The organism is Aeromonas sp. 11P, from assembly GCF_051920165.1.
Lineage (GTDB): Bacteria > Pseudomonadota > Gammaproteobacteria > Enterobacterales > Aeromonadaceae > Aeromonas > Aeromonas veronii.
Window position 1 is genome coordinate 1,634,948 of sequence record NZ_JBQBDJ010000004.1, and the last position, 26,580, is coordinate 1,661,527.

Genomic DNA, 26,580 nt, shown 5'->3' on the forward strand with positions numbered 1-26,580 from the left:
AGTGGGAGGAACTTCACACAAGATGCGGATGAACGCCGCCCAACGGCGGCGATCTGCTTAACCGCGATCCAGCAAGGCTCTGACCGCAGCCACCTTCGCACCATCGGTGATATTGACCCGACCATCATCGGAAGTGCCCATATTCACTCCGTGCGGCACCATGCCGCCGCGCCAGCCCATGCCGGACATATGCACTTCGCTCACTCCGGTGAACTCGATGATGGTACGCACGTTGTCGGCATTGACCCCGGCACCCGGCATCAGGCTGGCACGCCCCGCCAGCGCCTGCTGCATCTCCTGCAGGGTCTCCAGCCCAGCCAGCGCGGTCGGCGCATGGCCCGAGCTCAGAATGCGCTCACAACCGGCAGCGACTATGGTCTCCAGATCGAGGCGCCAATCGGAGGAGAGGTCGATGGCGCGATGGAAGGTGACTCCCAACGGGCCTGCTGCATCCACCAGCTGTTTGAGCTTGGCGGCAGGCACCCGCCCCTCCTCATCCAGCAAACCGACCACCACCCCTTGCAGCCCCGCAGCACGTGCGGCCGCGATATCTTGCAGCATCATCTCGAACTCGCCGTCGTTGAAGCAAAAATCCCCGGCGCGCGGGCGGATCATGGCATAAACCGGCACGGTGGCATGGCAGGCAGCCTGCTGCATAAAGCCGTAGGAGGGGGTCAGGCCGCCCAGACCCAGCGCAGAGCAGAGCTCGATACGATCCGCCCCGGATTGCTGGGCAGTAAACAGGGATTCCAGGTTGTCGATACAGATTTCAAGACGGGTCATGAGGACTCCTTTTTCGGGGAGATCAGACCCCACATCTGATCTCATAGATTGAGCAAGGCTGCGCCGCGCACACCACCGGCGCCGCCGAAGCGGGCCTGGCGGATCTCGGGCAGGGCGACCCCGGGCAGCAAGTGACCGGGCAGACGCAGCGGCAGCTGTTCATAGAGGGCGGGCAGGCCGCTCAGGCCGCCCCCCAACACCACCACTTCGGGATCAATCACCGAAATGGCGGTGGCAAGCCCGGCGGCCATGATCTCCAGCCAGCAGTCGACAGTCTCGACCGCATGGGGTTCATGGGCCTCGAAGCGTCCCACAATCTGGTGACCCGTGGCGCGCTGGCCATGGAAATGGTGATAGAGACGCTCCAGACCGGTGCCGGAGGCATAGGTTTCAAAACAGACCAGACGGCCGCAGCCGCAACGGGGACGGGGCAACTCGGGGTACTTCATCAGCATGGTCGCGGGCAAGGGGTAGTGACCAATCTCGCCAGCCAGCCAGTTGCGCCCCTGAATAAGCTTGCCCGCCAGATAAACAGCGCCGCCGATGCCGGTACCGATGGTGACACCGAGCGCACTGCCGGCGCCGTCGGCTGCCCCTTGATGCACTTCGGACCAGAGGAAGCAGTTGGCATCGTTATCCACCTTGACCGGCCGCTCCAGCAGCTCGGCCAGATCGGCGCCCAGATGGCGACCATTGATGGAGGGCAGATTGGCCGCCACTATGCTGTGATCCTGGCTGTTGATGACACCGGGGAAACCGATGCCGACCGAGCCCCGTGCGCCGAAGCGGGCATCAGCCTGCTCGACCCGGGAGCGGATCAACTGCTGCAACCCCTCGTAATCGTTGCCCGGGGTGCTCATGCGCTCCTCATGGCAGAGGTTCAATGCACCGTCATAGACCGCGAAGGCGATCTTGGTGCCACCGATATCAAAGCCGTAATACATGCCAGCACTCCCTTGTCAGCCCGTGTTTATCCAACTCTGTTTCAAGGGGGACATTGTATTAATTCGCAAAAAAAATAAAGTGACCGAAGGCGAAAAACGGGAGAGTGATCAGAGCAAACGGCTCATTTGTCGCTGCAGGCAGGGCTGCCCGAGGCTTATCAGGGTGCGCTCTTCGCCGTCAAAGACAAAGCCGCGGCGCAGGTAGAACCCCTCGCCGATGTGGTTGCCATCGAGCAGCCACAATTTGACGCTATGGCAACCGGCGCGGCGCATCTGCATCGCCACCGCCTGCCACAGCCGTTTGCCATAGCCTTGTCGCCAGTGGTCGGGATGGAGGTAAAAAGCGCGGATCAGGGCGCTGCTCTGCCCCGCTTCCTGCAGTGGTTGCCAGTAGAGCAGGCCAATCACCACCTCATCGAGACAAAGCAGCATGGGCCTTGGGCCCGGCTCGGCAAGACGGCTCTGCCAAATCTGCAGATGGGCGGTGACGTCCAGCTGCTCCAGCAGGTCAGCACCGAGCACCTGGCCATAGGCAGCGAGCCAGCTGGCTCGCTGCATCACCGTCATGGCGGCGGCATCGTCGCTGCGCGCCATGCGCAGGCTTACGCCTTGCATTGGGGCACCAGACCATTGGCGCGGGCTTGCTCATAGAGCGGCAGCACTTGCGCCTGTTGCGCCTGCAACTCGGCGATCCGGTTCTCGTTGCTCGGGTGGGTGGAGAGCAGTTGCGGCGGGGAGTTGCCACCGGCGGCGGCACTCATGTTTTGCCACAGGGGGATCGCCTCGGCCGGATTGAACCCGGCGCGCGCCATCAGCTCAAGCCCCAGCCGATCCGCTTCGCTCTCCTGAGTGCGGCCGTAGGGCAGCATCACCCCCACCTCGACCCCGAGGCCAAGGGCGGCCATGGTGGCGCCGCGATACTCGCTGGTGCCCATGGCAATGTCCGCAGCCGCCAGACCGATCCCCGCCAGCTGGCTGCGCGAGAGTCGCTCGTTGGAGTGCTGGGCCAGTACGTGAGTCAGCTCGTGACCGATGACGGTCGCCAACTGATCCTGATTCTTGGCCACCTTGAGCAGACCGCTGTAGACACCAATCTTGCCGCCGGGCAGGGCGAAGGCGTTGACCTGTTTGGAGTCAAACACCACCACTTCCCAGTTGGTGATGCCATAGCTGGCCGGCACCTGAGCGGTCACCGCCTTGGCAACACAGGAGACATAGGCGTTGAGTTTGGCATCCTTGCTCACCTTCTCCTGCTTCTTCATCTGCTCGAAGGAGTCGGCGCCCAGCTGGTTCATCTGCTGGGGAGAGTAGAGCAGCATCTGGCTGCGGCCGGTCGGCGACTGGGCGCAGGCGACCAGCAGGGAACTACAGAGGGCTACCATGCCAAACTTGGTGAGGGACGCAATCATGAAGGGATCCTTTGCCATAACGTTGCCCTATTCTCGGAAATGCCGCCCTGCTAAGCAAGGGAGCCAGCCCCCGGCTGGCGGAAAAATATCCATCCTGCGCTATTAACAAAACTTACAGCCGCCAAAAACAAAACGAGCCCGCTTGGGGCTCGTTTTATCAGGGCATGCTGACTGCGGGCAGTTACATGATACCCAGCTTTTTCAGGTCAGCCTGTACCACTTTGGCCGGCACCGGCACGTAGCCATCTTTGGCAACGATGTTCTGGCCTGCTTTGGAGAGCATCATCTTGACGAACTCTTGCTCCATCGGGGAGAGCGGCTTGTTCGGATGCTTGTTCACGTAAACGTACAGGAAGCGTGACAGCGGATACTTGCCGGTGATGGCGTTATCGGAGGTCGCTTCGATGAAGGTCTTGCCATCTTTGGAGAGCGGTACCGCACGCACGCCGGAGGTGACATAACCGATACCGGAGTAGCCGATGCCGTTCAGGGAGGCAGAAACAGACTGCACCACGGAAGCAGAACCCGGCTGCTCGTTCACGCCGCTCTTGAAGTCGCCGTTACACAGGGCGTGCTCCTTGAAGTAACCGTAGGTACCGGATACGGAGTTGCGACCGAACAGTTGCAGATCCTTGCTGGACCAGTTGCCGTCCAGACCCAGATCAGACCACTTGGTGGCAGCCTTGGCTTCGCCGCACTTGAGGGTGCTGGAGAAGATGGCGTCGATCTGCGGCATGGTCAGCCCCTTGATGGGGTTGTCCTTGTTGACGAACACAGCCAGGGCATCGACTGCAACGCGGATGGCAGTCGGCTTGTAACCGTAACGCTTCTCGAATGCTTCCTCTTCACCGGCCTTCATGGCACGGCTCATCGGACCGAACTGGGCAACACCTTCGGTCAGGGCAGTCGGGGCGGTAGAAGAACCGGCGGCCTGGATCTGCACGTTGACGTTGGGGTACAAACGCTTAAATTCTTCGGCCCACAGGGTCATCATGTTGGCCAGGGTGTCAGAGCCGACAGAGGACAGGTTGCCCGAAATGCCGCTGGTCGGTTTGTAATCCGGCAGGTCTTTATCCACACCGGCAGCCAGGGCGCTGACAGAAAACAGGGTTGCTGCGGTGAATCCGATTACACCAGCCAGTTTGTTGAGTTTCATCCAATCTCTCCAAAGTTACAGAAGGTCCGTTCTTAAGACGGCGCCAGTATCTGACCTGGCAGTGACAAATTTATGGATTTAATGTGACACTTTAATGACATGGCGACAGATTTGAACAAATGAAAAGAGGGCCCGTTCAAAGGCCCTCTTTTTGCAGCTAACCCATTGCCATAAAAGACTATTTAATCACCACCAAGCGGCTCGGAATGAGAAAGCTGAAGCGGCTGCCAAGGCCGACCCGGCTCTCGATATCGAGCTGGCAGTCGTGATGACTGAGGGCATGCTTGACGATGGCAAGGCCCAAGCCTGAGCCGCCGGTGTGGCGCGAGCGTGCCTTGTCGACCCGATAGAACCGCTCGGTCAGCCGCGCCAGATGCTCGGGAGCAATCCCCTCCCCTTCATCGCTCACGGCAAACAGCGCCATCGCCCCCTGCTTGCGCCACTCCACAGTAATTTTTCGCCCCGCCGGGGTGTAGTGGATAGCGTTGTAGACCAGGTTGGAGACGGCACTGCGCAGCTGCTCCTGATCCCCGCGCACCAGCAAATTGGGCTGCACTACAAATTCGAGCTGGTGGGCCCGATCGCCCGAGAGCGCTCGCGCCTCCTGCTCCAGCAGCCCCAGCATGGCAGGCATGTCCACCAGATGGGAGAGATCCACGGTCGGGGCCGCCTCGATACGGGAGAGGGTGAGCAGCTGATTGACCAGATTATCCATCCGGATAGTCTGCTCCATCATCACCCGATGCGCCTTGGCCCACATGGCGGGCGGGGGCGGCTCCTCGGTCATCTCCAGATAACCCTTGAGCACGGTCAGCGGAGTGCGCAGTTCATGAGAGACGTTGGAAACGAAGTGCTTGCGGGTCTTCTCGAGACTGCGCAAACGGGTGACATCCCGCACCACCAGCATCGCCTGATCGGAGGCGTAGGGCATGATGCGAAACTCGAGAAACTTCTCCTCGTTGACCGGGGAGTGCATCTCGAGGGGCTCGTCATACACCCCCTTGCCCAGATAGGCGTTAAAGGCAGGATTGCGAATGAGGTTGCCGATATGCTGGCCGGCATCCTCCGGCCAGCGAAAACCGAGCAGTTGCTCCGCCAGCCGGTTGCACCAGAGGATGCTGCCATCGGTGCGAAACACCACGGCGGCATCGGGCAGCGCCTCGGCACCCTCCCGGAAGCGGCGGATCAGCCCCGCCAGCTCGCGGCGACGGGCACGGTGACGCTGCTGCAACTTGTAGATACCGTTGAAGATGTACTCCCAGCTGCCATTGCCGCTGGGGGGCACCAGGCTGCGGTCGTGCCACAACCAGTCAGAGAGCCGCTTCTGGAAGCGATAGTGCCAGCCCAGATGCAACACGGCCGCCACCAACAGGCAGAGGGCAAGATGATCAATCAACCAGCCAACCAATGCGAAGGGGGCGTAAAAAAACGCCATTCGCCACAACTGTCGCCGCCAGGCGTAAGGTTGCAACATAACTGCCTCTAGAGACGAGTTGAGAAGCGGTATCCGGCTCCACGCACCGTCTGGATCAATCTGTCGTGCCCTGTCTCTTCAATCGCCTTGCGCAGGCGACGAATATGCACATCCACGGTTCTGTCCTCGACGTACACATTGGTACCCCAGACATTGTTGAGCAGCTGTTCACGGCTGTAGACCCGCTCGGGGTGAGTCATGAAGAAGTGAAGCAGCTTGAATTCGGTCGGCCCCATGTCGAGCGCCTTCTCTTCGGCACTGACCCGGTGGGAGACAGGATCGAGTTTCAGCCCCTGCACCTCGATCACCTCGTCCACCGAGGTTGGCGACACGCGGCGCATCACCGCATGGAGGCGAGCGGTCAACTCCTTGGGCGAGAACGGCTTGGTAATGTAGTCGTCGGCACCGGCCTCCAGACCACGCACCTTGTCCTCCTCTTCACCGCGAGCGGTGAGCATCACCACCGGGATCTGGCGCGTCACCTCATCCTGCTTGAGCTGCTTGATAAACTGGATGCCACTGCCGCCCGGCATCATCCAGTCGAGCACGATGAGTTCGGGGTAGGGTTCGCGCACCTTCGCCAGTCCATCGGCGTAATCTTCCGCTTCAATCGTCTCATATCCCTTCTGCTCCAACACGAAGCAGAGCATTTCGCGGATCGGTGCTTCGTCCTCGACCACCAGAATTCGCTTAGCCATTCCCTTCTCTCTCCTCTGTGAAGATGGGTGCGCCAATTATTAGAATTTTCTGTGACACTTTTATGACTTTATGACAGGCGGGATGATAAACGTTTTCAGATTCAGTTGGCAGCAGTACGTTGCAACAAGTCCCACCGGTTGCCGCTGATATCCTCAAACACCACCACGGTGCCATAAGGCTCGTCACGGGGCTGTTCACAAAAATGAACACCGTACGCCTGCATGCGCTGGTAATCCCCCCAGAAATCAGTGGTCTCGAGGAACAGAAATACCCGGCCACCGCCCTGCTGACCGATGGCGGCCTGCTGCTGCGCATTGGCCGCTTGTGCCAGCAGCAACGCGGAACCCGGGGCCCCTTTGGGGGCAACCCGCACCCAGCGCTTGCCAGGTTTGCCCGGTTCATCGAGCCGAGTGTCCTCCAGGAGCGCAAAGCCAAGTCCCTCGGTAAAAAAGCGAATGGCCTGATCGTAATCAGCCACCAGCAGGGTCAGCGCCCCTATGTGTTGTGACATGGCAGAAAAACCTCAACAGATGAGTCAACGGGCGCAATGCCCCGGCAAGGGCGCATCATAGCGGCTGGACGGGCAGGGCTCCAGCCGTCATGTGCGTCTTGAAACGACCGATGAGGGGGAGTGAGCACTCAAGGGGCTTCGCGCAGCGTCCGGTAGAGGGTGGTGCGGCTGATCCCCAGCTGGCGCGCGGCTTCGCTCACATTGCCGCCGCATGCCGCCAGCGTTTGCTGCACCTGCCGCCGGGTTTGTTCACGCAAGCTGGTCGCCTCCCCCATCGGCAAGACGCCGGGCTCTGTGGCCACACTGGGCAGATGCAGGTGGGCGGGTTCTATCCAGCCCAACCCCTCTGCCAGCACACAGGCCACTTCCAGTGCCTGCTTGAGCTGGCGCACGTTGCCGGGGAGCGGATGGGCCAGCAGTTGTTGCTCCGCATCGCGGGTCAGACGCAGGGTCGGGTCCATCTCTGCCAACAGTCGCTGGATCAGCTCCAGACGCTCAGTGGCAGGCCAACGGCGCAGCGGCATCAGCTGCTGGCGCCAGCCGCAGATCCGGTAATAGAGGTCTTCGCGAAATGCGCCACTCTGCACCATGGCCGCCAGATCTCGGTGGCTGGCACTGACCAGCCAGAAATCCACCGCCTCCGGCTTGTGACTGCCAACCGGCGTCACGCTGCGCTCCTGCAATACACGCAGCAGTCGGGTTTGAGCCTGCAGCGGCAGTTCGCCAATTTCATCGAGCATCAGCATGCCGCCGTGGGCTGCACGCAGATAACCCTGACTGCCCTGGCTGCGGGCACCGCTGAAGGCCCCGCCCACATACCCAAACAGCTCGGCTTCCACCAGATCTGCTGGTAATGCGCCGCAGTTGACGCACACCAGTGGCTGCTCCCGCCGACTCGACGCTCGGTGCAGGGCCCGCACCAGATGCTCCTTGCCGCTGCCGGTCTCCCCCTCGATAAGCAGCGAAATGCCGCGCTCCAGCATCTTGAGCGGCACCTGCTGCGGATGTGGCACCGGGCTTGAGTGACCCGGAAGCACGGCGCGGGAAGGTGTCGCGTCCGCTTCTGGCACCAGCCGCAAGCCACGCCCCTCGCGCAGCAGTTGCCTGCCATCGAAAGGGTGCTGGCCGAGCCAGAGCCGGCCTGCCCGGTTGGCGCCGAGCAGTTCCCCCTCCTCTCCCAGCAACAGGCGAGCTGACCAGAGGCTCTGGGGATCGAGATCCACCAGCCAGCCCGGCTGACGAACCAATAGTGCGTTTTCGAGGGTCATGGCCAGCAGCCGCACCGTGCCCAGCATGTCGCCATCGTGATGGGCCGCATCGGTGGAGATGTCGAGCACCCCGAGCAATTGCCCATCCGGCCCGAGCAACGGGCAAGCGCTGCAACTGAGGAAGCTGTGCTGGGCGAAGAAGTGCTGATTGCCGAGCACCTGCACTTCGCTCTGCTCGGCCAGCGCAGTACCGATGGCATTGGTGCCCTTGCTCGCCTCACCCCAGCGGGCGCCACTGCGCAAAAAGATACGCTCGGCATGGCGGGCGAACCCCTCATCACCGCTGGCGGCCAGAATGGCCCCCTCACCGTCACACAACAACAGGCGACAGGGGCGGCCCGCCAGCAACTGAACAAACAGCGGCAGCACGAAGCGCTGGAAGCAGGAAATCAGCGCCCTGTGCTGCTCCTGACGGGCCGACAGCTCCCCTTGGGGCAGCAAGTCCAGATCGGCGCTCTGCTGACGGCTCAGCCCCTGGTGCAGGCAACGCTGCCAGGAACGCAGGATCGGACCGGGACCGGGTTGAAGTGACTCACTCATCACGCCTCCTGTTCACAAACAGCACGACCGTCTCGGCCACTGTCCAGAAACGGTACAGTTTTATCGCAATAGCCGTGGTCATTGGTTAACCAAGATACGCTGCCACATCCCATTTGATAACGTTTTTGTAACATCCTGCCTGCTGGTCAGACCCTTTGGCACGCCCCTTGCGATATCAGCTGGCAACCGGTCTGTCAGCCAGTCCGGTCAGGATCACACACATAAAGGATGATGAGATGATTTATACCGCTCCCGGTCAGGCTGGTGCCCTGGTCAGCTTCAAACCCCGTTACGACAACTTCATCGGTGGTGAGTGGGTGGCGCCGCGCGCCGGCCGCTACTTTGAAAACATCTCGCCAGTGGACGGCAAAGTATTCTGCGAGGTCGCCCGCTCCGACGCCGCCGATATCGAGCTGGCGCTGGATGCCGCCCACAAGGCGTTCACCAGCTGGAGCAAAACCAGCGTCACCGAGCGCAGCAACCTGCTGCTGCGCATCGCCGATCGCATCGAGCAGAACATCGAACGGCTCGCCATCGCCGAAACCTGGGAGAACGGCAAGGCGGTGCGTGAAACCCTGGCGGCAGACCTGCCGCTGGTGGTGGATCACTTCCGCTACTTCGCTGGCTGCATTCGCGCTCAGGAGGGCTCGGCCGCCGAGCTGGATCAGAACACCGTCAGCTACCACTTCAAGGAACCCATCGGCGTGGTCGGCCAGATCATCCCATGGAACTTCCCGCTGCTGATGGCCGCCTGGAAGCTGGCCCCTGTGCTGGCGGCGGGTTGCTGCAGCGTGCTCAAGCCCGCCGAGCAGACCCCGGTCACCATCATGCTGATGATGGATCTCATCAAGGACATCCTGCCTGCTGGCGTAGTCAACGTGGTCAACGGCTTCGGCGCCGAGGCGGGTCAGGCGCTCGCCACCAGCAACCGGATCCAGAAACTGGCATTTACCGGTTCGACCGAAGTGGGCGCCCATATCCTGCGCTGCGCAGCCGACAAGCTGATCCCCTCCACCGTGGAGCTGGGCGGCAAGTCCCCCAATATCTACTTCGCCGACGTGATGCAGCACGAGAGCAGCTACATCGACAAGGCGGTAGAAGGGATGCTGATGACCTTCTTCAACCAGGGGGAAGTGTGTACCTGTCCCTCCCGCGCGCTGGTGCAGGCCAGCATCTATGACGACTTCATGGACAGGGTGCTGGCCCGCGCCCGCACCATAGTGCAGGGCAACCCCCTCGATACCGCCACTCAGGTGGGCGCGCAGGCGTCCCGCGAGCAGTTCGACAAGATCCTGGGCTACATGGAGATCGGCCGCGGCGAAGGGGCCAAGATGCTGATCGGCGGCGGCCCGGCCAAGGTGAGCGGACTGGAGGGGGGGTTCTACATCCAGCCCACCATCTTCTCCGGCCAGAACAAGATGAGGGTGTTCCAAGAGGAGATCTTCGGGCCGGCACTCGGGGTCACCACCTTCAAGGACGAGGCGGATGCTCTGGCGATTGCCAACGACACCCAGTACGGGTTGGGGGCAGGCCTGTGGACCCGCGACAGCAATCTAGCCTGGCGCATGGGGCGTGGCATTCAGGCTGGCCGGGTCTGGGTCAACTGCTACCACGCCTACCCGGCACATGCCGCCTTTGGCGGTTACAAAAAGTCGGGGATCGGCCGCGAGACCCACAAGATGATGCTGGACCACTATCAGAACACCAAAAACCTGCTGGTGAGCCACGACATCAACCCGCTCGGCTTCTTCTAGCGCGAGCAGATGTCATCAGAAAGGGCGCCTGCGGGCGCCCTCCTTGTTTTGCTTCATCAGATGACATGTCTGGCGATTTGTTATCGGGCTGACTGTAGGCGATAACGCTGGGGGGAGCAGCCCAGCTCCCGGTTGAACATGGCGATAAAGGCCGAGGTGGAGCCGTAACCAAGTCGCCAGCTGATCTCCTGAATGGGCATGTCCCCCTTGAGCCAGGCCAGCGCCTTGAGCAGCCGCAGCCGTGCCCGCCACTGACCGAAACTCATCCCCAGCTCCCGCAGGCAGCGCCGCGCCAGGGTGCGCTCTGTGGTGTGCAGTTGTCCGGCCCACTGGACCAGTGTACGGGGATCGGCAGGATCGCTGTGTAACGCCGCCAGCATGGGAGCCAACAGCTTGTCCTGACTCATCGGCAGGTAGCTCTCCTGACAGCGGGTGCGCGCCAGTCGCTCCACCAGCAACTCGGCCTGACGCTGATCCCACTCATCCGCCATATGGCTTACCCGCCGTTCGCAAAAGTCGCTCAGCAGGGCGCGGATCAGCGGGGTGAGCAGCAGCAATCTGGGCTCTGGCGGCAGCTTGGCCGCCATCTCGTGGCTGACGTAGATAGAGGTGTAGTCGAGGGTCTGCTCGTTGTAGGAGGTGTGCTCGAGATCCGCCGGCACCCAGATCAGGTAGTCGGCAGGGGCCACCAGTCGCTGCTCCCCCAGCTCTATCTCCATGATCCCCAGGCTGATCATGTTGAGCTGGCCCCAGGGGTGGGAGTGCAGCACGGTCGCGCTGTCGGCCAGCATCTGCTGGTAACTGAAAAAGAGCGGATTGGGAGCGGGCAGAACGACATCTACCGGCTGAAAGTGGTGAGTGGCCATCAGCGTCCCTTGTCAGCGAGAAAGAGGAACAGGCGTGATGCAACGCCCTGTTGGCTCGGTCTCCGGCACAGGCCAAAAGCAGCCATCAGTTGCGAGCAAACGCAGTCCGGGTGGGCCGGAATAAGGTGCATCAGAAAGAGTTGTCTTTTCTGCTGGGTCATCTGTCTGTTTTACGCTACTTGATAATATAAAGACAAGGGTAGACTTGGCCCCCTGTTAATAAGGAGCCTTTGATGCGACTCTTCTCCCCCCTCCTGTTTCCGCTGATGGCGGTGCTGATCTGGGCCACCAATACCGTGGTTTCCAAAGCGGCGGCCAGCGTGCTCGACCCCGCGGCCATCTCCTTCTATCGCTGGGTGATTGCCGCCCTGGCGCTGACCCCCTTCTGTCTGCCCACCCTCTGGCGGCGACGCAGTGAGGTTCGCCCCTGGCTCGGCAAGCTGCTGGTGCTGGCGGCGCTCGGTATGGTGCTCTACCAGTGTCTGGCCTACTACGCCGCCCACAGCACCTCGGCCACCAATATGGGGGTGATCGGCTCCCTCATTCCGCTGCTTACTCTGCTGCAAGGGGCGCTCTTCTTCGGCCAGCGTCCCGGCAAACAGGCACTGCTCGGCATGAGTCTCTCCCTGTTCGGAGTGCTCTGGCTGCTTGGCAAGGGCGAACCGCTCGCCCTGCTCCATAACGGCATCAACCCGGGGGATGGCATGATGCTGCTCGGCTCCGCCAGCTACGCCCTTTACGGCCTCTTGATCCGCCGCTGGCAACTGCCGTTTGGCCCCTGGCTCAACCTCTATATGCAGATCCTGCTGGCCGTGCTACTGCTGGTGCCGCTCGCTCTCAGTGCCGACTCGATGGCGGTGCCAGCCGAAGGGTGGGGGCTGGTGCTCTTCGCCGGGCTCGCCTCCTCCCTGCTGGCGGCCTACTGCTGGATGCGCGGCCTCGCCTGCATGGGGGCAGAGCGCACATCGGTCTTTATGAACCTGATGCCACTCTGTACGGCGCTTATCGCCGTCGTCGGTCTGGGTGAGCCGATCCACGGCTACCACCTGCTGGGCGGTGGCCTCATTCTGGGGGGCGTGATGATCTCCCAGCTGAAAAAGCGTGTCCCACTGCCGGAGCGCAATGCGGCCTGACGGGCAACATGCCAAAAACAGCAAGGGAGCCGCTGGCTCCCTTGTTCATTTCTATCGTGTTCTGGCGACTGTGAACCAACTTCACCCCGCCCGGCGCCAGCGGTAGCGCCGCTCCGGTCGTCCGCGCTGGCCGTAGTTGAGATCCACATCCACCCGATCTTCCGACTCCAGATACTCCAGATAACGGCGTGCCGTGGTGCGACTCAGCGACAACCGCTGCGCCACCGTATCGGTCGAGAAGACGCTCTCGGGCTCGGCAGCAAGCAGGTCGAGCACCTGACGCAGGGTAATGCTGTCGATCCCCTTGGGAGTAGTACGCACCTCCTTGGGTTGGGCACGGCCCTTGCCGAGCAGGCGATCGAGGTCCTCCTGCTCCAGCCGTCCCGGCTCGGAGAGCTTCTGATGAAGTTGCAGGATTTCGTCGAGACTCTGCTGGATGCGAAACAGCCGCAGCGGCTTGATGATGTAGTCATGTACCCCGAGATTGAGCGCCTGCTGGATGGTCTCCACATCGCGCGAGGCGGTCACCATGATCACATAAGCCTCGCGGTTGTGGCTGCGCAGGCGGCTCACCCACTCAAGGCCGGAACCGTCAGGCAGGGAGATATCCACCAGCAACAGCTGCGGCACCACGCCAGCCAGCATGGCATCGGCCTGGGCCAGGGTACCGGCCCGCCCCAGCAGGGAGAAACCGGAGGTGGAGGCCACCAGCTCGGACAAGATGGCACCAATCCGATCGTCATCTTCAATAACAAGGGTGAGTATTGGATCCATGGCTCACATTAATTTGTTTTTATTCAGGTAGATGCCAAACAAGGTGGTCTGCTCGACAGTTCGGCGCCATTCTATCACACCCTCGTAGCGCCCCACGGTTTCCTTGACCAGAAAGAGTCCTACGCCATGATCGCCGCTCTGGCGGCTCACCCCGTAATCGAACAGGTGATCGGCCAGATCCTCGTCCACCCCCTCGCCGCTATCCTCCACCTCGATCACCAACCGGCGCCCCACATCGCACAGCGAAAGCAACACCCGCGGCGGACACTGCTGACGATTGCGCCAGGCCGCCTGCAGACCATTGTCCAGCAGGTTGCCGATGAGGGTGATGAGATCGGCCGAGACGGCGGCCGGATACTCGCCGAGCGCCGAATCGGGATCGAGCTCAAGCGTGACCCCCAGCTCGCGGGCCCGGCTGAACTTGCCGAGGATAAGGCCAGCCACCGGCTTGTTGTCGATAAGTTCCAGCAGCTCCTGCAGCAGGGTCTGGCACGCCTCGTTCTCCTGCTGGATAAGCTCGACCGCCTGATCCACATGGCCCAGTTGCAGCAGGCCGGAGAGACTGCTCAGCTTGTTGGCAAACTCGTGGCTCTGCATCCGCAGCATCTCGGCGTACTGGCGCAGGTGGGTGACCTGTACCCCCAGACTGGTCGCCACTTCGGGACGACTGAAGATCAGGAGGCGCCCGGGCTCCTTGCCATGCACCACCTGCCAGCGACCGACGAACGATTCGCCCTGAATGGTGAAGGCCACCTCGCCCTCCTGCTCGAGTACGGGCGCGAGCGGTGGCACCAGCTCGGCCAGCGCCTGCCCCTGCAGGGCGTGACGACCGGTGGCAGGCAGCCGCAGCTGATAGATGGCGGTGCTGTTGATCATGGCGATGTGGCCGCGGCCATCCAGCGCAATCACCCCTTCGGCGATCTGCTCGAGCACCAGATCCTGCAAGGTGAAGCGGCGGACGATCGCCTCCGGCTCCAGATCAAGCAGGGTCTTGCGCAGCAGATATTGCACCCAGAGCGCCAGCAGCAGGCCACAACCAAAGACGGCGCCGATGGCGCTGATGAGCAGGGCAATTCGCTCCATGTAGATGCCCTCCACCTGCTGCATCAGGTAGCCCACCACCACGGCCCCCATGGCGCGCCCGTCAGCCCCAACCACCGGGGAGAAGCAGCGGATCGCCGGCCCCATGGTCCCCATGTCGCGCGAGCAGTAGCTGCGCCGCTCGTGGATCGCTGGCCAGAGATCCTCACCGCGAAACTGTCCCCCCACCAGAGCGGAGTTGGGGTGGCTGAGGCGACGGCCATGCTCGTCGGTCACCACCATATAGGCGGCATCGGTGCGGCGGCACACCTCCTCCATGTAATCGCGCAGCGCAGGCTCGCTCCCCTGATGCAGCGCCGCCACCACCCGGCTGTCAGCCGCCATGATGCGGGCCAGATCGCCCCCCTTCTCCTCCAGATTGCTCTCCAGCAGGTGGCGGATAAAGAGCGCGAGCAGGCTGCCCAGAATGATGATGAGCAGCAGGGAGAGCCCAAGGGAGAGGGTAACCAGCTGGTGGCGAAGTTTCATGCACGGACCTTGCAACGTCAGGAAGCCACCCAATAGTGCGGATGCCACCAAGTCTGGTCAATCAAAGGTGCCGGATCACCGGCAAAATCGGCCAAACCCTCCTCACGGGCGCAGAGCGCCACCGCTCTGGCGACGGCGCGAGCCACCTCCCCCACCTGTTCGATGGGAGGCAGCAGCCGACCCGCCAACAGCGGATAGGCACCGACCGCCCGCACCGCGGCCAGCAACATGCCATCGCTGATGCGGCTCGCCTTGACGGCGCAGGCTCCGAGACCAATCCCCGGGAAGACATAGACGTTGTTGCACTGGGAGACCACCCGCCGCTCGCCCGCCACCGTCACCGGCGCAAAAGGGCTGCCGGTAGCCAGCAGCGCACGGCCATCTGTGGCGGCCCACACCTGCTCGGGGGTGGCCTCGGCGCTGCGGGTCGGATTGGAGAGCGGCAGGATCACCGGCTGCTCGCACACCTCCCCCATCGCCTGCAATATCTCACGGGTAAAGAGGCCACCCTGACCACTCACGCCAATCAAGACCGCCGGTCGCACTTGGCGGATGGTCTCCAGCAGCGAGCTGTTGGCCTCCTCCACGGCGCGGGCAAACGGCTGCTGGGCGCGGGTCAAGTTGGGACGATCGCAGCAGACCACCCCATCCTGATCAAACAACCAGACGCCGTCGTGACTCCCCGCCAGCTGGGCCAACATGGCGGCAATGCCGCAGCCGGCCGAGCCCGCCCCGACGATCAGCACCGGGGCATCGCACAGGGCAGTGCCCGCCTGTTGCAATCCGGCCAGCACGCAGGCGGAGGCGACCGCCGCCGTTCCCTGAATGTCGTCGTTGAACATGCAAAGCTCGTCCCGATAGCGGGCCAGCAGGTTGGCGGCGTGCTTGCCGGCGAAATCCTCAAACTGCAACACCACCTGCGGCCAGCGCTTGCGAATGGCGGCCACCACCTTGTCCATGAAGTGGTAGTAGCTCTCGCCGTCAATGCGCGGGGATTGCCAGCCAAGGTAGGAGTCATCCTCCAGCAGCTCGGGGTTGTTGGTGCCCACATCGACGCAGAGCGGCAGGGTCCGTGCCGGGTTGATGCCACCCGCGGCGGAGTAGAGCGCCAGCTTGCCGATGCAGATCCCCATGCCGCCGATACCGAGATCGCCGAGCCCCAGCACCCGCTCGCCGTCGGAGATGACGATCACCTCCACCTCCTGTTCCACCGACTCGAGGATGTCGTCAAGATCGTCCCTGTCGTGCCAGGAGAGATAGAGCCCGTGGCTGCGCAAATAGAGGTCACTGTGGCGCTGGCACGCCTCCCCCACCACCGGGGTGTAGATGATTGGCAGCAGCTCCGGCAGGTGGTGGCGTACCAGATCGTAGAAGAGTACAGGGTTGTCCTCCTGCAGCTGGCGCAGCAGCAGATGCTGGTCAAACGGACTCTGCATGGCACTGACCAATCGGTAGATCCGGCGCCGCTGCTGGGAGAGGGACTCCTCCTTATGCGGCATGCGGCCGCGTACACCCTGACGCTTGCGTTCTGCATAGGGCAGGCTGGTGCCCATCATGATGTCGTTCATCTTGTTTGTTCCTCAATCCGGTATCAGGCAAGCAGGGAGATAAGAGCGGTCGCCAAAATCAGCATCACGGCACCGCCGAGACGGGAGGAGATCTGGGCAAAGGGCATCAGCTTCATGCGCTGGGCCGCCGAGAGCACGGCCACATCGCCGGTGCCCCCCATGTTGGCCATACAGAGCCCGCCGGTGATGGCTGCCTCGATGGGATAGAAACCGATCAGCTTGCCGACCAGCGCCGCGCCGAGGGCGCCGCCAATCACGGTGACCATGACCAGCACGAAGTAGCTGATGGAGAAGGCGCTGATCAGCTCCGGAATACTGGTATAGGCGACGCCGATCCCCACCAGCAGGGAGGGGGTGAGGTTGCTCACCACAAACTGATACCAGTCGGCCGCCGCCTGCTCATAACGGCGCGGCAGCACGCCGCTCACCTTGATAAAAGCGACCGCCAAAATCATCAGGGCAAAGGGGTGCATGGGGATAAAGTTGCCAAGCAGGGAGCCCAGCACAAACATGCTGGAGCTGATAAAAAGCCCCATACCCAGACTCTGCAGGGTCGGCGCTTCGGCCTGCTCATCGGCAATGCTCTGGCTACTCTCTTTAACCACAGCTTGCCGTTGCCAGTCAGGGAGGGGTAACGGCGACCGAGCCGCGCCAGCAGGGAGCCCACCAGAATGGCCAGGGTATTGGCGATCACCACCGCCGGTACCATGCGTGACAATAGGTCCGCACTGGACATCTGCATCGGGTCGGAGAGGATCTCCACCAACGGCACCGCACCGGCGCCCATGCCACCGCCCATGATCGGCAGGCCGATCAGCAGCACCGCATTCTTGAAGCCATACCCCATCAGGGAGCCGACCAACCCCACGCTCAGCAGTGCCAGCGCGACGCCACCGAGAATGACCGGCAGGTAGCGCATGGCGGCATTTTTCAGCAAAGCGCCACTCATGCCGAACACGGAGCCAGTCACCAAGCTGGCGATAAAGAAGTTGAGAAGCCTCCCTCCTTCATGAAGTTGGTGATGACCTGCCCCGCCTGCACCGGCAGCAGCTGGTATTCGAACAGGGCGGCGCCGCCAAAGATGGCGAAGATAGTGCCGCCCCCCAGATATTCACGGATCGGCATGATCCGCTCACCCAGCTCGGTCAGCAGGGTGCCAAGCACAAACATCAACGCCAGCGCACCGACCATGCCCAGCGGCAGCGAGCCATTCCAGCCGGAAAAGAGAACGCAGGTTGCCAGCCCCAGAAATATAAAGAGCGGCATACCGGCAATTTGTTGGCCGCCCATCAAGGCGGCCTTTTCTTGTGTGGTTTGTAGGGGAGAGAGGTTTTTCATTGTTATGTACTCTGCGTGTGATTGTGGCCGCTACTTTATTGCTCCCCCTCGCCCCTGTCGGTTAGCCAGACTGCAAAGCCATATAAAAACATTAAAAACTTAAACATCATGGTGCCGCCAACGCGTGCTGCACAATAGAACACCAGATCACCGATGCCCTGCTCGACCAGGAAATTGGACGATAAAACGAGCGAGCCCAATGGCGGATATTTGGGTGATCAGCAGTAATAACGATGCGATGATCTCTCCCCCTTCGGGGAAATAACAGAGCCAGATGACAAGCTCTGCGACCATTTATCGCCACAGCTCCTGTGAGTGATAATCAGCGGGCAATGTCATCGCCATAACGCGAGTGCCACATCAGGGTTTGAGTCGGCGTGCAGGAAGCACGCACGATGAAAAAGGGTGAGGAGAAAGATGCAAAAAGGGGAGATTAAAATAGTGATGAGCCAAGCCAGCGAATACCAGAGCACTGGCTTGAACTCACAAGGATCACACACGGTCAGGTCTATTCTGCCAACAGCAATGGAATATTGGCTGGGTCAAAATCATGACTGATATCGGTACTTCTGATTGCGCCTTCCCGATTCACGCCATGGTGTGACTCTCCACCATATTCCCCATCACTCAACAGCGCTTCAATTGCCAGATACACACATCCACTGTCATATCCATCCACAACCCGTTTCCCCCTTGTTTTATAACCACATCAATATTAGCGGATAAAAAAAGAGCTGCTCACTGAAGCTGAAAATTTCATGAAAATAACTGCCGGATATCCTCCATTCACGGCGCAATATCCGAATCGGCAAGAGAGCCCCGAGTGAATCAGCACTGCAAACAATATCAGGGGCTCGAATGCTGCTCACTCGTGCCAACGAAAGATCCGACCAGAAACATGATCCCCATCACACTATTTACTTAGCCTGCTAAACAAGTAAAATGCTTAGCAGGCTAAGTACATTAAGGGTAAGAAGATGACTGATCTGGAAAGGTTGCGCGAGCTGTCGCTCGCCGAGCAAATAGCGCGGATGCACCGGCTATGGCGTACTACCGCCGATCTGGAGCTGGCTCCCCTTGGCCTCACCCATGCCCGTTGGACCGCGCTATGGAAGCTCTCTCGCATGGGGACCCATGTCAGCCAGAAGACCCTGGCCGAAGCCCTCGAGATCGAGCTCCCCTCCCTGATGCGCACCCTGGGCCAGCTGGAGGAGCAGGGACTGATTGAACGTCACAGCTGCAGTCAGGACAAGCGGGCCCGCATCGTCTGCGTGACCCCCGCAGGCCAAACCCTGCTCGATCAGATAGCCGGTCGCATCATGCGCCTTCGTCAGGAGCTGCTGGTCGGCATCGATGAGCAAAGCCTGCGTCAATTCGAAGCCATCGTGCAGCGTATCTCGGCAAATGCCATCGGCAGGATCGAGTGGCACCACGAGCAGCAGGCAGTCGAGCCATCGGACAATCATGAAGCAGGAGAATAAGATGACCCCGGATCAACAATTTGCCCGCTGGATCAAATGGTCCATGACCGGGTTTATCATTATCTTTTGCTACTTTCTGTTGGCTGATCTGATGCTCCCCCTCACTCCCCAGGCCATGGCGACCCGAGTCGTGACCAAGCTGGCCCCTCAAGTCAGCGGCAAAGTGGTCGACGTTGCCGTTAACAACAACCAGCATGTCAAAAAAGGGGATCTGCTGTTTACCCTGGATCCCGAGCCTTTTGAACTCGCAGTGGAACAGGCCAAGCTCGCCCTGGACCAAGCCGAGCAGCAAAACAACGAGTTGGATGCAGCGTTGGCCGCCGCCGATGCGGATATCAATGCCAAGAAAGCTCTCGCCGATCAAAAGGGACGGGAAGCGGCACGGATCAACGCCCTCTACCAGCGACACATGGTGTCACTGCAGCTAAAAGACGAGGCGGACAGCGCCCTGCGCAACGCCCGGGCCAACCTGGCGGCCAGCAAGGCCAAACTGGATGAGATTAGGGCCAACCGGGGTTCCCGCGGGGAAGATAACCTGCTGCTACGTCAGGCACGCAACAAGCTGGCTCAAGCCGAGCTGGCTCTAGCTTACAGCCAGGTCCATGCAGATCAGGATGGCACCATCACCAACCTGCAGCTTAAACCGGGTAGCATGGCAAATGCGGGCAGTCCGCTACTGGCACTGGTGGCGGATCAGGTTGACGTAATCGCTGATTTTCGCGAGAAGAGTTTGCGCCATGTTGGGGATAAAACCCGGGCGCTGGTCGCCTTCGATGGCTATCCCGGCGAACTCTATCCAGCTCGGGTGAATAGTCTGGATGCTGGGGTCAGCGCCGGTCAGTTTGACGCTAATGGCACACTGGCAGCCCCGGTGGAATCTGACCGCTGGGTGCGGGATGCCCAACGCCTGCGTCTGCGCCTGACCTTGGAGCAACTTCCCGGCCATCTTCCGGCCGGTGCCCGTGCCACGGTACAACTGCTGCCGGACAATAGCCTGACCGCTACATTGGCCCGTGCCCAGATCCATCTGCTCAGCCTGCTGCACTACATCTACTAAGGTGACAACCATGACTCGGTGGCACAGACCCCTGACAGGCAACGAGTTGCGCCAATGCCTGCGCATCGCCTTTGGCTGCACCACGGGCTTTCTGCTCTGCAAAATATTCAACTGGAATTATGGTGTCTTCTACACGGCTATCCCGGTGTTTCTACTGGGGATATTACCTGTGATGAACGGCCATGCGGCACGCCAGCTGATCGCCTCCGCCGTTGTCGGTGGCGTGGAGGTAGGGCTGCTTGGTGGGCTGTTTGGCGGCCACCCTGCGCTGATGACCCTCTTGGCCTTTTTCATGTTTCTCTATCGTTTCGCAGCCATGTCCCGGGGTAGCCTATTCCTGTTCGGTTCCTGCGGTGTGCTGAATCTGAGCATCATGCTGCACTTTGCCAGCTACCCCCAGACCGATCTGAACGACCTCATTTTTAACAATATATGGGCCAGTATACTCTCTGTGCTGACCGCTTATCTGATGACGGCCCTGTTCCCGGATGTGGAGCCACGCCCCAAGGCGGTAGCCGCCCCCAAGGCCCCTCACCGGATGCGTCACGAAGCACTGTTGGGAGCCAGCATCGCCACCCTCTCGTTCTTGGTGTTCCAGACCTTCGATCTACGTGACTCCATGTCGGCTCAGGCGACCACTCTGGTACTGCTGTTTCCCATGCACTGGAACGGCGCCCTCAGCTATGCTCGCAAACGAGCCATAGGCACCCTGCTCGGTGTCAGCTTTGGCATCATTGGCCAGTTGCTGCTCTATGACTGGTCCGGGCAACTGATCCTGGTCGCCCCGCTGCTGTGGCTCGGCGCCATGCTGTTCAGTCATGCCCATCTCAAGGAGGCTAGCGGTTCAGGTGTTGGCTTTGGCGCCCTCACTACGCTGGGGATCCTGTTTGGCCAGTACCTCACCCCGGGCAACGATCTGGTGTTCAGCGCCCTCTACCGGGTCAGCAGCATCCTGTTTGCCATCGTAGCCACCCTGCTGGCCTGCTACCTCATCCACCGATTGCTCAACCGCTTCGAGGCGACCCGCTTCGGTTATTGATAGTCTGTTGTAAGCACTGTTGTCAGCCCATGGATGAGCTCTCTTTCGCCCCGTCGCCTGCCGGGGCGTTTTTTCTCTCCCTCGTGTGCCTCCCTTGTCATCCCCCCCCCCGCCGCCACAGCTCAGCGCAGAAGTGTGGCTATGCTTGTAAGGCTGCTGTTGATGAGGTGCACTTATGGTTCAGTTGTTAAAAAAGTGGCTGGTTTGTCTGGTACTGTTGGCTACCAGCCCGCTCGGGGCCACCCCGCTTGTCATTGGTGCCGAAGATGACTGGGCCCCCTACTGCGAGCGCGACAAGGACAATGAGGATGACCAGCCACGCGGACTGGCGCCTGAGCTGGTCAAGGCGGTGTTCGCCGCCGAAGGGATCGAGATTGTCTTTCGTACCCTCCCCTTCGCCCGCTGCATGCACGATGCGAAAAGCGGCAAACTTGCGGGGTGCTTCAACGCCACCATCACCGAAGAGAACCGCTACCAGTACCACTGGCACGATACCCCCATGTTCGAGGAGGATCTTGCCATCTTCGCCCTCGCCAGCGAGCCGCAACGGGATCTCAAGCTCACCTCGCTGGAGGGCAAGCGGGTGGGCATCACTCTCGGCTACACCTACCCCACCGATTTTATGGAGAACCCCAGGATCACCCGCTTTCAGGCCAAATCCGATGCCCAGATCCTGGAGATGCTGGTGCGCGGCCGGGTCGACTACATCCTGATGAACGGCATGCCGGGCTATCTCAAGATCCAGCAGAAGCAGCTGACCGGCAAGGTGGTCAAGGTTGGCAAGCTTTCCACCGATGGCTTCTGGCTCGCCTTCTCCCGCAACACACCTCAAGGGGAAGCGCTGGCCAAGCAGTTCGAACAGGGGCTGCAGAAGATCAAGAACAACGGCATCTATGAGACGCTGATCCGCCAGTTTGAAACCCAACTTGGCTTGCACTGATCGCTGTTCCTTGCTAACACCGAGCTCCTCTCCTCAACACTCGCGACAGTATGCCGGACAGCCAGCGACGCACCGAATGGCCGTACGGATTGCACAATAACGGCAACCTGTTAGGCTCACGCCCGTATGACACCAATGGAGCTGTAATCATGAATAAGGTACATATGATGGCCGCTGGTGCGCTGGCCCTCGGCCTGCTCGCTGGCTGCAATCAGGGCAATACCCTCTCCGTCACAGGTGGCGAACCGGTCAGTTACCAGTGCGAGCAGGGCAAGAAGGTGCAGGTGCGCTACTTCTCCCTCTCCGACGAGAGCCTCAACTTTATCAAGCTGTCACTGCCGGACGGCAAGGATTACACCCTGCCCCAGGCCGTCTCGGCCTCCGGCGCCCGCTACACGGACGAACATGAGGCCGTCTGGTGGAACAAGGGGGATGAGGGCTTTGTGGAGCTTCGGGATCAGGATGGCGAGTGGCAGACCGCCTACAACGACTGCAAACAACAATAAACGTGACCCCGGCCTGGCCGGGGTCTCTCTTTCTCTGGCATCAGAGTGGTGGGGGATCAGTTGATCTCGATCTCGAAGCGGTTGGTCACCTCGACCGGAATGGCATCCGGGTTGCCCTCTGCCGGGCTGTAGCGGATCCGCGAGAGGGTCGCCAGCGCGCTCTGTTCCAGCTCGCCGGGGGGCTCGGCCGCCACCACTTCCGGTTTGACCGGCGTGCCGCTGGCGTCGATTTGATAGCGTACTTCCACATACCCCTTGACCGGTTTGGCCGGCAAGGCGGGCTCGTCATTGCCAAGCCATGACCACTGCTTCTCCTGAACCCAGTAGCTTGAAAGCTGCTCGAGAGGGATAGCGATCGGAGTGCGCTCGTGCGCCACCTCCTGGCGGGATGAGCACCCCAGCAACAGTGTCACTGCCAGACCTGACCATACTGCGACTTTCCACTTCATGTAACGCTCCTTGTTCTTTGCCGGTGCTTGTTGCCGGACTGCGGGGCGCTCAACGCGGCCCTTTTGGTCAGTCAGCCATCCTAACGAAAAAGTATTCGTATGAACATGAACAAAAGGGCCAACTCCGAGAGGTTGGCCCTTTTATCGTCAATGAGCTCACTAACCAACCGCTGGCATCAGCCGCGCTTGTCGCTCACCACCAGCCAGAGCGCATGCACCATGCCAGGCAGACCGCCCAGCAGGGTCAGCACGATGTTGATTAAAAAGTGCAGGCTAAAGCCCACCTGGATAAACGCGCACACAGGGGGCAGGAAAATGGCCAGCAGGATCTTGAGCAGATTGTTCATCTCGGCTCTCCTCTTCAAAAATGTCGTCAGGATTGGAATGGGCTAACCATAAACATCCCGGACTTCAACTGCAAACCAGACAGGGGATACGCTCACCCGCATCACGCCAGGCTTTGAGGTCGTGGATCTGCTGATTGCTGCTGCCGCGCCAGAGCAGGCCCGGGTCTGCCAACGCCTTTTCAAACTTGCCATCCACCAGCACATCCAGCAAAGCCACCAGCTCACGCTGGGCATCCGAGAGCTCGCCGAGCAGATAGCCGGTCCAGCACCAGATATCCTTGCCCGGACACTCGGCGCGCACCCGTTTCACCAGCGCCAGCACGTGGGGCACGTTGGCCGGGTGGAGCGGATCGCCGCCGGAGAGCGACAGACCTCGCCGTTTGATACGGCTGTCGTTGAGATCCGCAATGATGCGATCGCTCATCGCTTCATCAAACGGCTTGCCGCCGTCAAGGCGCCAGGTGCTCTGGTTGTAGCAACCCTGGCACTGGTGCTCACAACCAGAGACAAACAGGGTGGCGCGGGTGCCGGGGCCGTTGATCACATCGACCGGATAGTATTGGTGGTAATGCATCATCTCTCTCTATTACGGCCCCCTCATCCCCGACCCTTCTCCCGCGAGGGGAGAAGGGAGCAAAGCAGCGCAAACAGTACATCGGCCGATTCCCTCTCCCCTTGGGAGAGGGCTCGGCTTACATATGTTTGACGCGGCGCTTCACCTCTTCCTGCTTGCCCGCATTGAAGGGGCGCGCATCCGGGCTGCCGAGGTAGCCGCAGACACGGCGGGTCACCGACACCTTGGCCGGGTCATGGTTGCCGCAGCGCGGGCAGGTAAAGCCCTTGGAGGTACACTCGAACTCGCCGGTGAAGCCGCAGTCGTAGCACTCGTCGATGGGGGTGTTGGTACCGTAGTAGGGCACCTTGTCATAGCTGTAATCCCAGACGTTTTCGAGCGCTTCCAGATTGTGCTGGATATTGGGGTACTCGCCGTAGCAGATGAAACCGCCACTGGCGATGGGTGGATAGGGCGCCTCGAAGTCCAGCTTGTCGTAGGGGTTGACCTGCTTCTCCACATCGAGGTGGAAGCTGTTGGTGTAGTAACCCTTGTCGGTCACGCCGGATACCACGCCAAACTCCTTGGCGTCGATGCGGCAGAAACGGGTGCAGAGGTTCTCGCTCGGGGTGGAGTAGAGGCTGAAACCGTAGCCGGTCTCCTCTTTCCACTCGTCGATGGCTGCCTTGAGACGGGCGATGATGGCGATGGCTTTCTGTTGCAGCTCGGCGCTGTCAAACAGATGCACCTTGTCACCAAACAGGGCGTTGATGGTCTCGTGTACCCCGATATAACCGAGAGAAATGGAGGCTCGGCCGTTCTTGAAGATCTCGCTGACGTTGTCGTCCGCCTTGAGGCGTACGCCGCAAGCCCCTTCCATATAGAGGATCGGTGCAACCCGTGCTTTCACCCCGTCCAGACGGGTGATGCGGTACATCAGCGCCTTCTTGGCGACCCGCAGAGAGGCATCGAGACGATCCCAGAAGTCCGCTTCGTCACGGGATTTCAGCGCGATGCGCGGCAGGTTGAGGCTCACCACACCCAGATTGTTGCGACCTTCGTGGATCAGCTCGCCATTCTCCTCGTAGGCACCGAGGAAGGAGCGGCAACCCATGGGGGTCTTGAAGGAGCCGGTCACTTTCACGACCTGGTCGTAGTTGAGGATGTCCGGATACATCCGCTTGGAGGCACACTCCAGCGCCAGCTGCTTGATGTCGTAGTTGGGATCGCCCTGCTTATGGTTGAGGCCATCCTTGATGGCGAACACCAGTTTCGGGAACACGGCGGTCTTCTTGTTCTTGCCAAGACCGGCGATGCGGTTGCTGAGGATGGCACGCTGGATCATCCGCGACTCCCAGCTGTCCCCCAGACCAAAGCCGAAGGTGACAAACGGCGTCTGACCGTTGGCGGTGTGCAGGGTGTTGACTTCGTACTCCAGTGACTGGAAGGCGTCGTAACACTCTTTCTCGGTGCGGGCCATGGCGTAGGCTTCTACGTCGGCAATGCCCCACTCTTCGGCCACTTCACGGTGTTTCTGCCAGCTGATGGTCACATAGGGGGCTAGCACTTCGTCGATGCGGTTGATGGTGGTGCCGCCATAGATGTGGCTCGCCACCTGGGCGATGATCTGGGCGGTCACGGCCGTGGCGGTGCTGATGGATTTCGGGGTATCGATCTCCGCATTGCCCATCTTGAAGCCGTGGGTCAGCATTCCTTTCAGATCGATCAACATACAGTTGAACATCGGGAAGAAAGGTGAGTAATCGAGATCGTGGAAGTGCAGATCACCGCTCTCGTGGGCCTGAACCACATCACGGGGCAGCATGTGGCTGGTGGCATAGTGCTTGGCTACAATACCGGCCAGCAGGTCGCGCTGGGTCGGGATCACCTTGGAGTCTTTGTTGGCATTCTCGTTGAGCAGGGCGGCGTTGGTCTGCTCGACCAGACCGCGGATCTCCTGCGCCAGACGGCCGCGCGCCTCGCGAGCCTGATCCCTGTCATGGCGATATTCGATATAGGCGCGGGCGATGGCCTTATCGTCGGAAGCCATCAGGTGGTTTTCGACCCGGTTCTGGATCTCGTGGATATCAACTTCACCACGCCCTTCCAGCTCCTGACTCACCGCATTGGCAATGCGGGAGGCGAGTGCCGGATTGGCCTGATTGACCGCTTCCGCCGCACGGCTGACCGCCTCTGCAATCAGCTGGGCATTGAATGGTGCGCGACATCCGTCACGTTTGATCACAACCGGTTTCATGGATTTTCCCCGTTAAAAGGCCAGGCATTTGCCTCTGGCTCACCCTTGTTGGGCCCCCCTCCCGGCATCTCGTCCTGGACGCAAATAAATTCAGCCGAGGCTTGACAAGCCTGGGCTGAAGATAGGAAGGGAACAGCTTATACACAGCTTAATAACACAACATAT

Annotated in this window: 24 protein-coding genes and 1 pseudogene; 7 read left to right on the forward strand and 18 right to left on the reverse strand. The window is 60.8% G+C overall.

Annotated features, from left to right (window positions below; all coding sequences use genetic code 11):
• Window positions 1-57: 57 nt before the first annotated feature.
• The 9 genes from ACTG1P_RS07445 to ACTG1P_RS07485 form a co-directional block, all read right to left on the reverse strand.
• Entirely contained in the window at window positions 58-783 is a 726-nt protein-coding gene (locus ACTG1P_RS07445) for a copper homeostasis protein CutC (protein ID WP_440000898.1), read from the reverse strand.
• 41 nt (window positions 784-824) lie between these two features.
• Window positions 825-1,727: an ROK family protein gene (locus ACTG1P_RS07450; protein ID WP_005343908.1), complete on the reverse strand. Its 903-nt coding sequence runs from the start codon at window positions 1,725-1,727 to the stop codon at window positions 825-827.
• 108 nt (window positions 1,728-1,835) lie between these two features.
• The gene (locus tag ACTG1P_RS07455; protein WP_440000899.1) at window positions 1,836-2,342 is read right to left on the reverse strand and encodes an N-acetyltransferase family protein; all 507 of its coding nucleotides are present in this window, start codon (window positions 2,340-2,342) and stop codon (window positions 1,836-1,838) included.
• Window positions 2,330-3,136: a M48 family metallopeptidase gene (locus ACTG1P_RS07460; protein ID WP_100654279.1), complete on the reverse strand. Its 807-nt coding sequence runs from the start codon at window positions 3,134-3,136 to the stop codon at window positions 2,330-2,332. The genes ACTG1P_RS07455 and ACTG1P_RS07460 overlap by 13 nt, the downstream gene beginning before the upstream one ends.
• A 181-nt stretch (window positions 3,137-3,317) precedes the next feature.
• Window positions 3,318-4,292, reverse strand: a complete 975-nt coding sequence (locus ACTG1P_RS07465) for a PstS family phosphate ABC transporter substrate-binding protein (RefSeq protein ID WP_440000900.1) — start codon at window positions 4,290-4,292, stop codon at window positions 3,318-3,320.
• A gap of 178 nt (window positions 4,293-4,470) precedes the next feature.
• On the reverse strand, window positions 4,471-5,766 hold the full coding sequence (gene phoR / locus ACTG1P_RS07470) for a phosphate regulon sensor histidine kinase PhoR (protein ID WP_440000901.1): 1,296 nt from the start codon (window positions 5,764-5,766) through the stop codon (window positions 4,471-4,473).
• Between the two features lie 8 nt (window positions 5,767-5,774).
• Window positions 5,775-6,464: a phosphate regulon transcriptional regulator PhoB gene (phoB, locus tag ACTG1P_RS07475; RefSeq protein ID WP_005338414.1), complete on the reverse strand. Its 690-nt coding sequence runs from the start codon at window positions 6,462-6,464 to the stop codon at window positions 5,775-5,777.
• 101 nt (window positions 6,465-6,565) lie between these two features.
• Window positions 6,566-6,976, reverse strand: a complete 411-nt coding sequence (locus ACTG1P_RS07480) for a VOC family protein (protein WP_107682390.1) — start codon at window positions 6,974-6,976, stop codon at window positions 6,566-6,568.
• A gap of 128 nt (window positions 6,977-7,104) precedes the next feature.
• A complete protein-coding gene (locus ACTG1P_RS07485) occupies window positions 7,105-8,784 on the reverse strand; it encodes a sigma-54-dependent Fis family transcriptional regulator (RefSeq protein WP_440000902.1) in 1,680 nt (559 codons plus the stop codon).
• A gap of 236 nt (window positions 8,785-9,020) precedes the next feature.
• Here ACTG1P_RS07485 and exaC point away from each other — a divergent pair, with 236 nt between their 5' ends.
• A complete protein-coding gene (gene exaC / locus ACTG1P_RS07490; RefSeq protein WP_440000903.1) occupies window positions 9,021-10,538 on the forward strand; it encodes an acetaldehyde dehydrogenase ExaC in 1,518 nt (505 codons plus the stop codon).
• Window positions 10,539-10,618: 80 nt separating this feature from the next.
• Here the strand turns inward: exaC and ACTG1P_RS07495 are convergent, their stop codons facing one another.
• On the reverse strand, window positions 10,619-11,404 hold the full coding sequence (locus tag ACTG1P_RS07495) for an AraC family transcriptional regulator (protein ID WP_440000904.1): 786 nt from the start codon (window positions 11,402-11,404) through the stop codon (window positions 10,619-10,621).
• 233 nt (window positions 11,405-11,637) lie between these two features.
• Here ACTG1P_RS07495 and ACTG1P_RS07500 point away from each other — a divergent pair, with 233 nt between their 5' ends.
• The gene (locus ACTG1P_RS07500) at window positions 11,638-12,537 is read left to right on the forward strand and encodes a DMT family transporter (RefSeq protein WP_440000905.1); all 900 of its coding nucleotides are present in this window, start codon (window positions 11,638-11,640) and stop codon (window positions 12,535-12,537) included.
• An 81-nt stretch (window positions 12,538-12,618) separates the two neighbouring features.
• Here the strand turns inward: ACTG1P_RS07500 and ACTG1P_RS07505 are convergent, their stop codons facing one another.
• From ACTG1P_RS07505 to ACTG1P_RS07520, 4 genes and pseudogenes are all read right to left on the reverse strand, one after another.
• Window positions 12,619-13,311: a response regulator gene (locus tag ACTG1P_RS07505; protein WP_440000906.1), complete on the reverse strand. Its 693-nt coding sequence runs from the start codon at window positions 13,309-13,311 to the stop codon at window positions 12,619-12,621.
• 3 nt (window positions 13,312-13,314) lie between these two features.
• Window positions 13,315-14,880 carry an ATP-binding protein gene (locus ACTG1P_RS07510; protein ID WP_071912140.1) on the reverse strand — a complete coding sequence of 522 codons (1,566 nt, stop codon included), beginning with the start codon at window positions 14,878-14,880 and terminating at the stop codon, window positions 13,315-13,317.
• Between the two features lie 17 nt (window positions 14,881-14,897).
• On the reverse strand, window positions 14,898-16,448 hold the full coding sequence (locus ACTG1P_RS07515; RefSeq protein WP_440000907.1) for an NAD-dependent malic enzyme: 1,551 nt from the start codon (window positions 16,446-16,448) through the stop codon (window positions 14,898-14,900).
• Between the two features lie 23 nt (window positions 16,449-16,471).
• A pseudogene (locus ACTG1P_RS07520) lies at window positions 16,472-17,786 on the reverse strand (2-hydroxycarboxylate transporter family protein).
• 977 nt (window positions 17,787-18,763) lie between these two features.
• Between ACTG1P_RS07520 and slyA the strand changes: the two are divergent.
• The 5 genes from slyA (at window position 18,764) to ACTG1P_RS07545 (ending at window position 22,809) form a co-directional block, all read left to right on the forward strand.
• The gene (slyA, locus tag ACTG1P_RS07525; RefSeq protein ID WP_184232591.1) at window positions 18,764-19,267 is read left to right on the forward strand and encodes a transcriptional regulator SlyA; all 504 of its coding nucleotides are present in this window, start codon (window positions 18,764-18,766) and stop codon (window positions 19,265-19,267) included.
• Between the two features lies 1 nt (window position 19,268).
• A complete protein-coding gene (locus tag ACTG1P_RS07530; protein ID WP_440000908.1) occupies window positions 19,269-20,324 on the forward strand; it encodes an HlyD family secretion protein in 1,056 nt (351 codons plus the stop codon).
• Between the two features lie 10 nt (window positions 20,325-20,334).
• Window positions 20,335-21,363: a DUF2955 domain-containing protein gene (locus tag ACTG1P_RS07535; protein WP_184232595.1), complete on the forward strand. Its 1,029-nt coding sequence runs from the start codon at window positions 20,335-20,337 to the stop codon at window positions 21,361-21,363.
• A 175-nt stretch (window positions 21,364-21,538) separates the two neighbouring features.
• Window positions 21,539-22,303, forward strand: a complete 765-nt coding sequence (locus tag ACTG1P_RS07540) for a substrate-binding periplasmic protein (protein WP_440000909.1) — start codon at window positions 21,539-21,541, stop codon at window positions 22,301-22,303.
• Window positions 22,304-22,452: 149 nt separating this feature from the next.
• Window positions 22,453-22,809, forward strand: coding sequence for an MliC family protein (locus ACTG1P_RS07545; RefSeq protein ID WP_005349873.1), 357 nt, complete (start codon window positions 22,453-22,455; stop codon window positions 22,807-22,809).
• A 56-nt stretch (window positions 22,810-22,865) separates the two neighbouring features.
• On the opposite strand, the gene ACTG1P_RS07550 is transcribed toward ACTG1P_RS07545, so the two are convergent.
• The 4 genes from ACTG1P_RS07550 to nrdD form a co-directional block, all read right to left on the reverse strand.
• Entirely contained in the window at window positions 22,866-23,258 is a 393-nt protein-coding gene (locus ACTG1P_RS07550; RefSeq protein WP_206900294.1) for a TonB family protein, read from the reverse strand.
• A gap of 176 nt (window positions 23,259-23,434) precedes the next feature.
• Entirely contained in the window at window positions 23,435-23,605 is a 171-nt protein-coding gene (locus ACTG1P_RS07555; protein ID WP_005343870.1) for a YqaE/Pmp3 family membrane protein, read from the reverse strand.
• A gap of 64 nt (window positions 23,606-23,669) precedes the next feature.
• Window positions 23,670-24,179 (reverse strand): anaerobic ribonucleoside-triphosphate reductase-activating protein, encoded by a 510-nt coding sequence (nrdG, locus tag ACTG1P_RS07560; RefSeq protein WP_440000910.1) that lies wholly within the window; start codon window positions 24,177-24,179, stop codon window positions 23,670-23,672.
• Window positions 24,180-24,297: 118 nt separating this feature from the next.
• Complete coding sequence (nrdD, locus tag ACTG1P_RS07565) at window positions 24,298-26,415, reverse strand: anaerobic ribonucleoside-triphosphate reductase (protein WP_040066676.1); 2,118 nt, start codon at window positions 26,413-26,415, stop codon at window positions 24,298-24,300.
• Window positions 26,416-26,580: the final 165 nt, after the last annotated feature.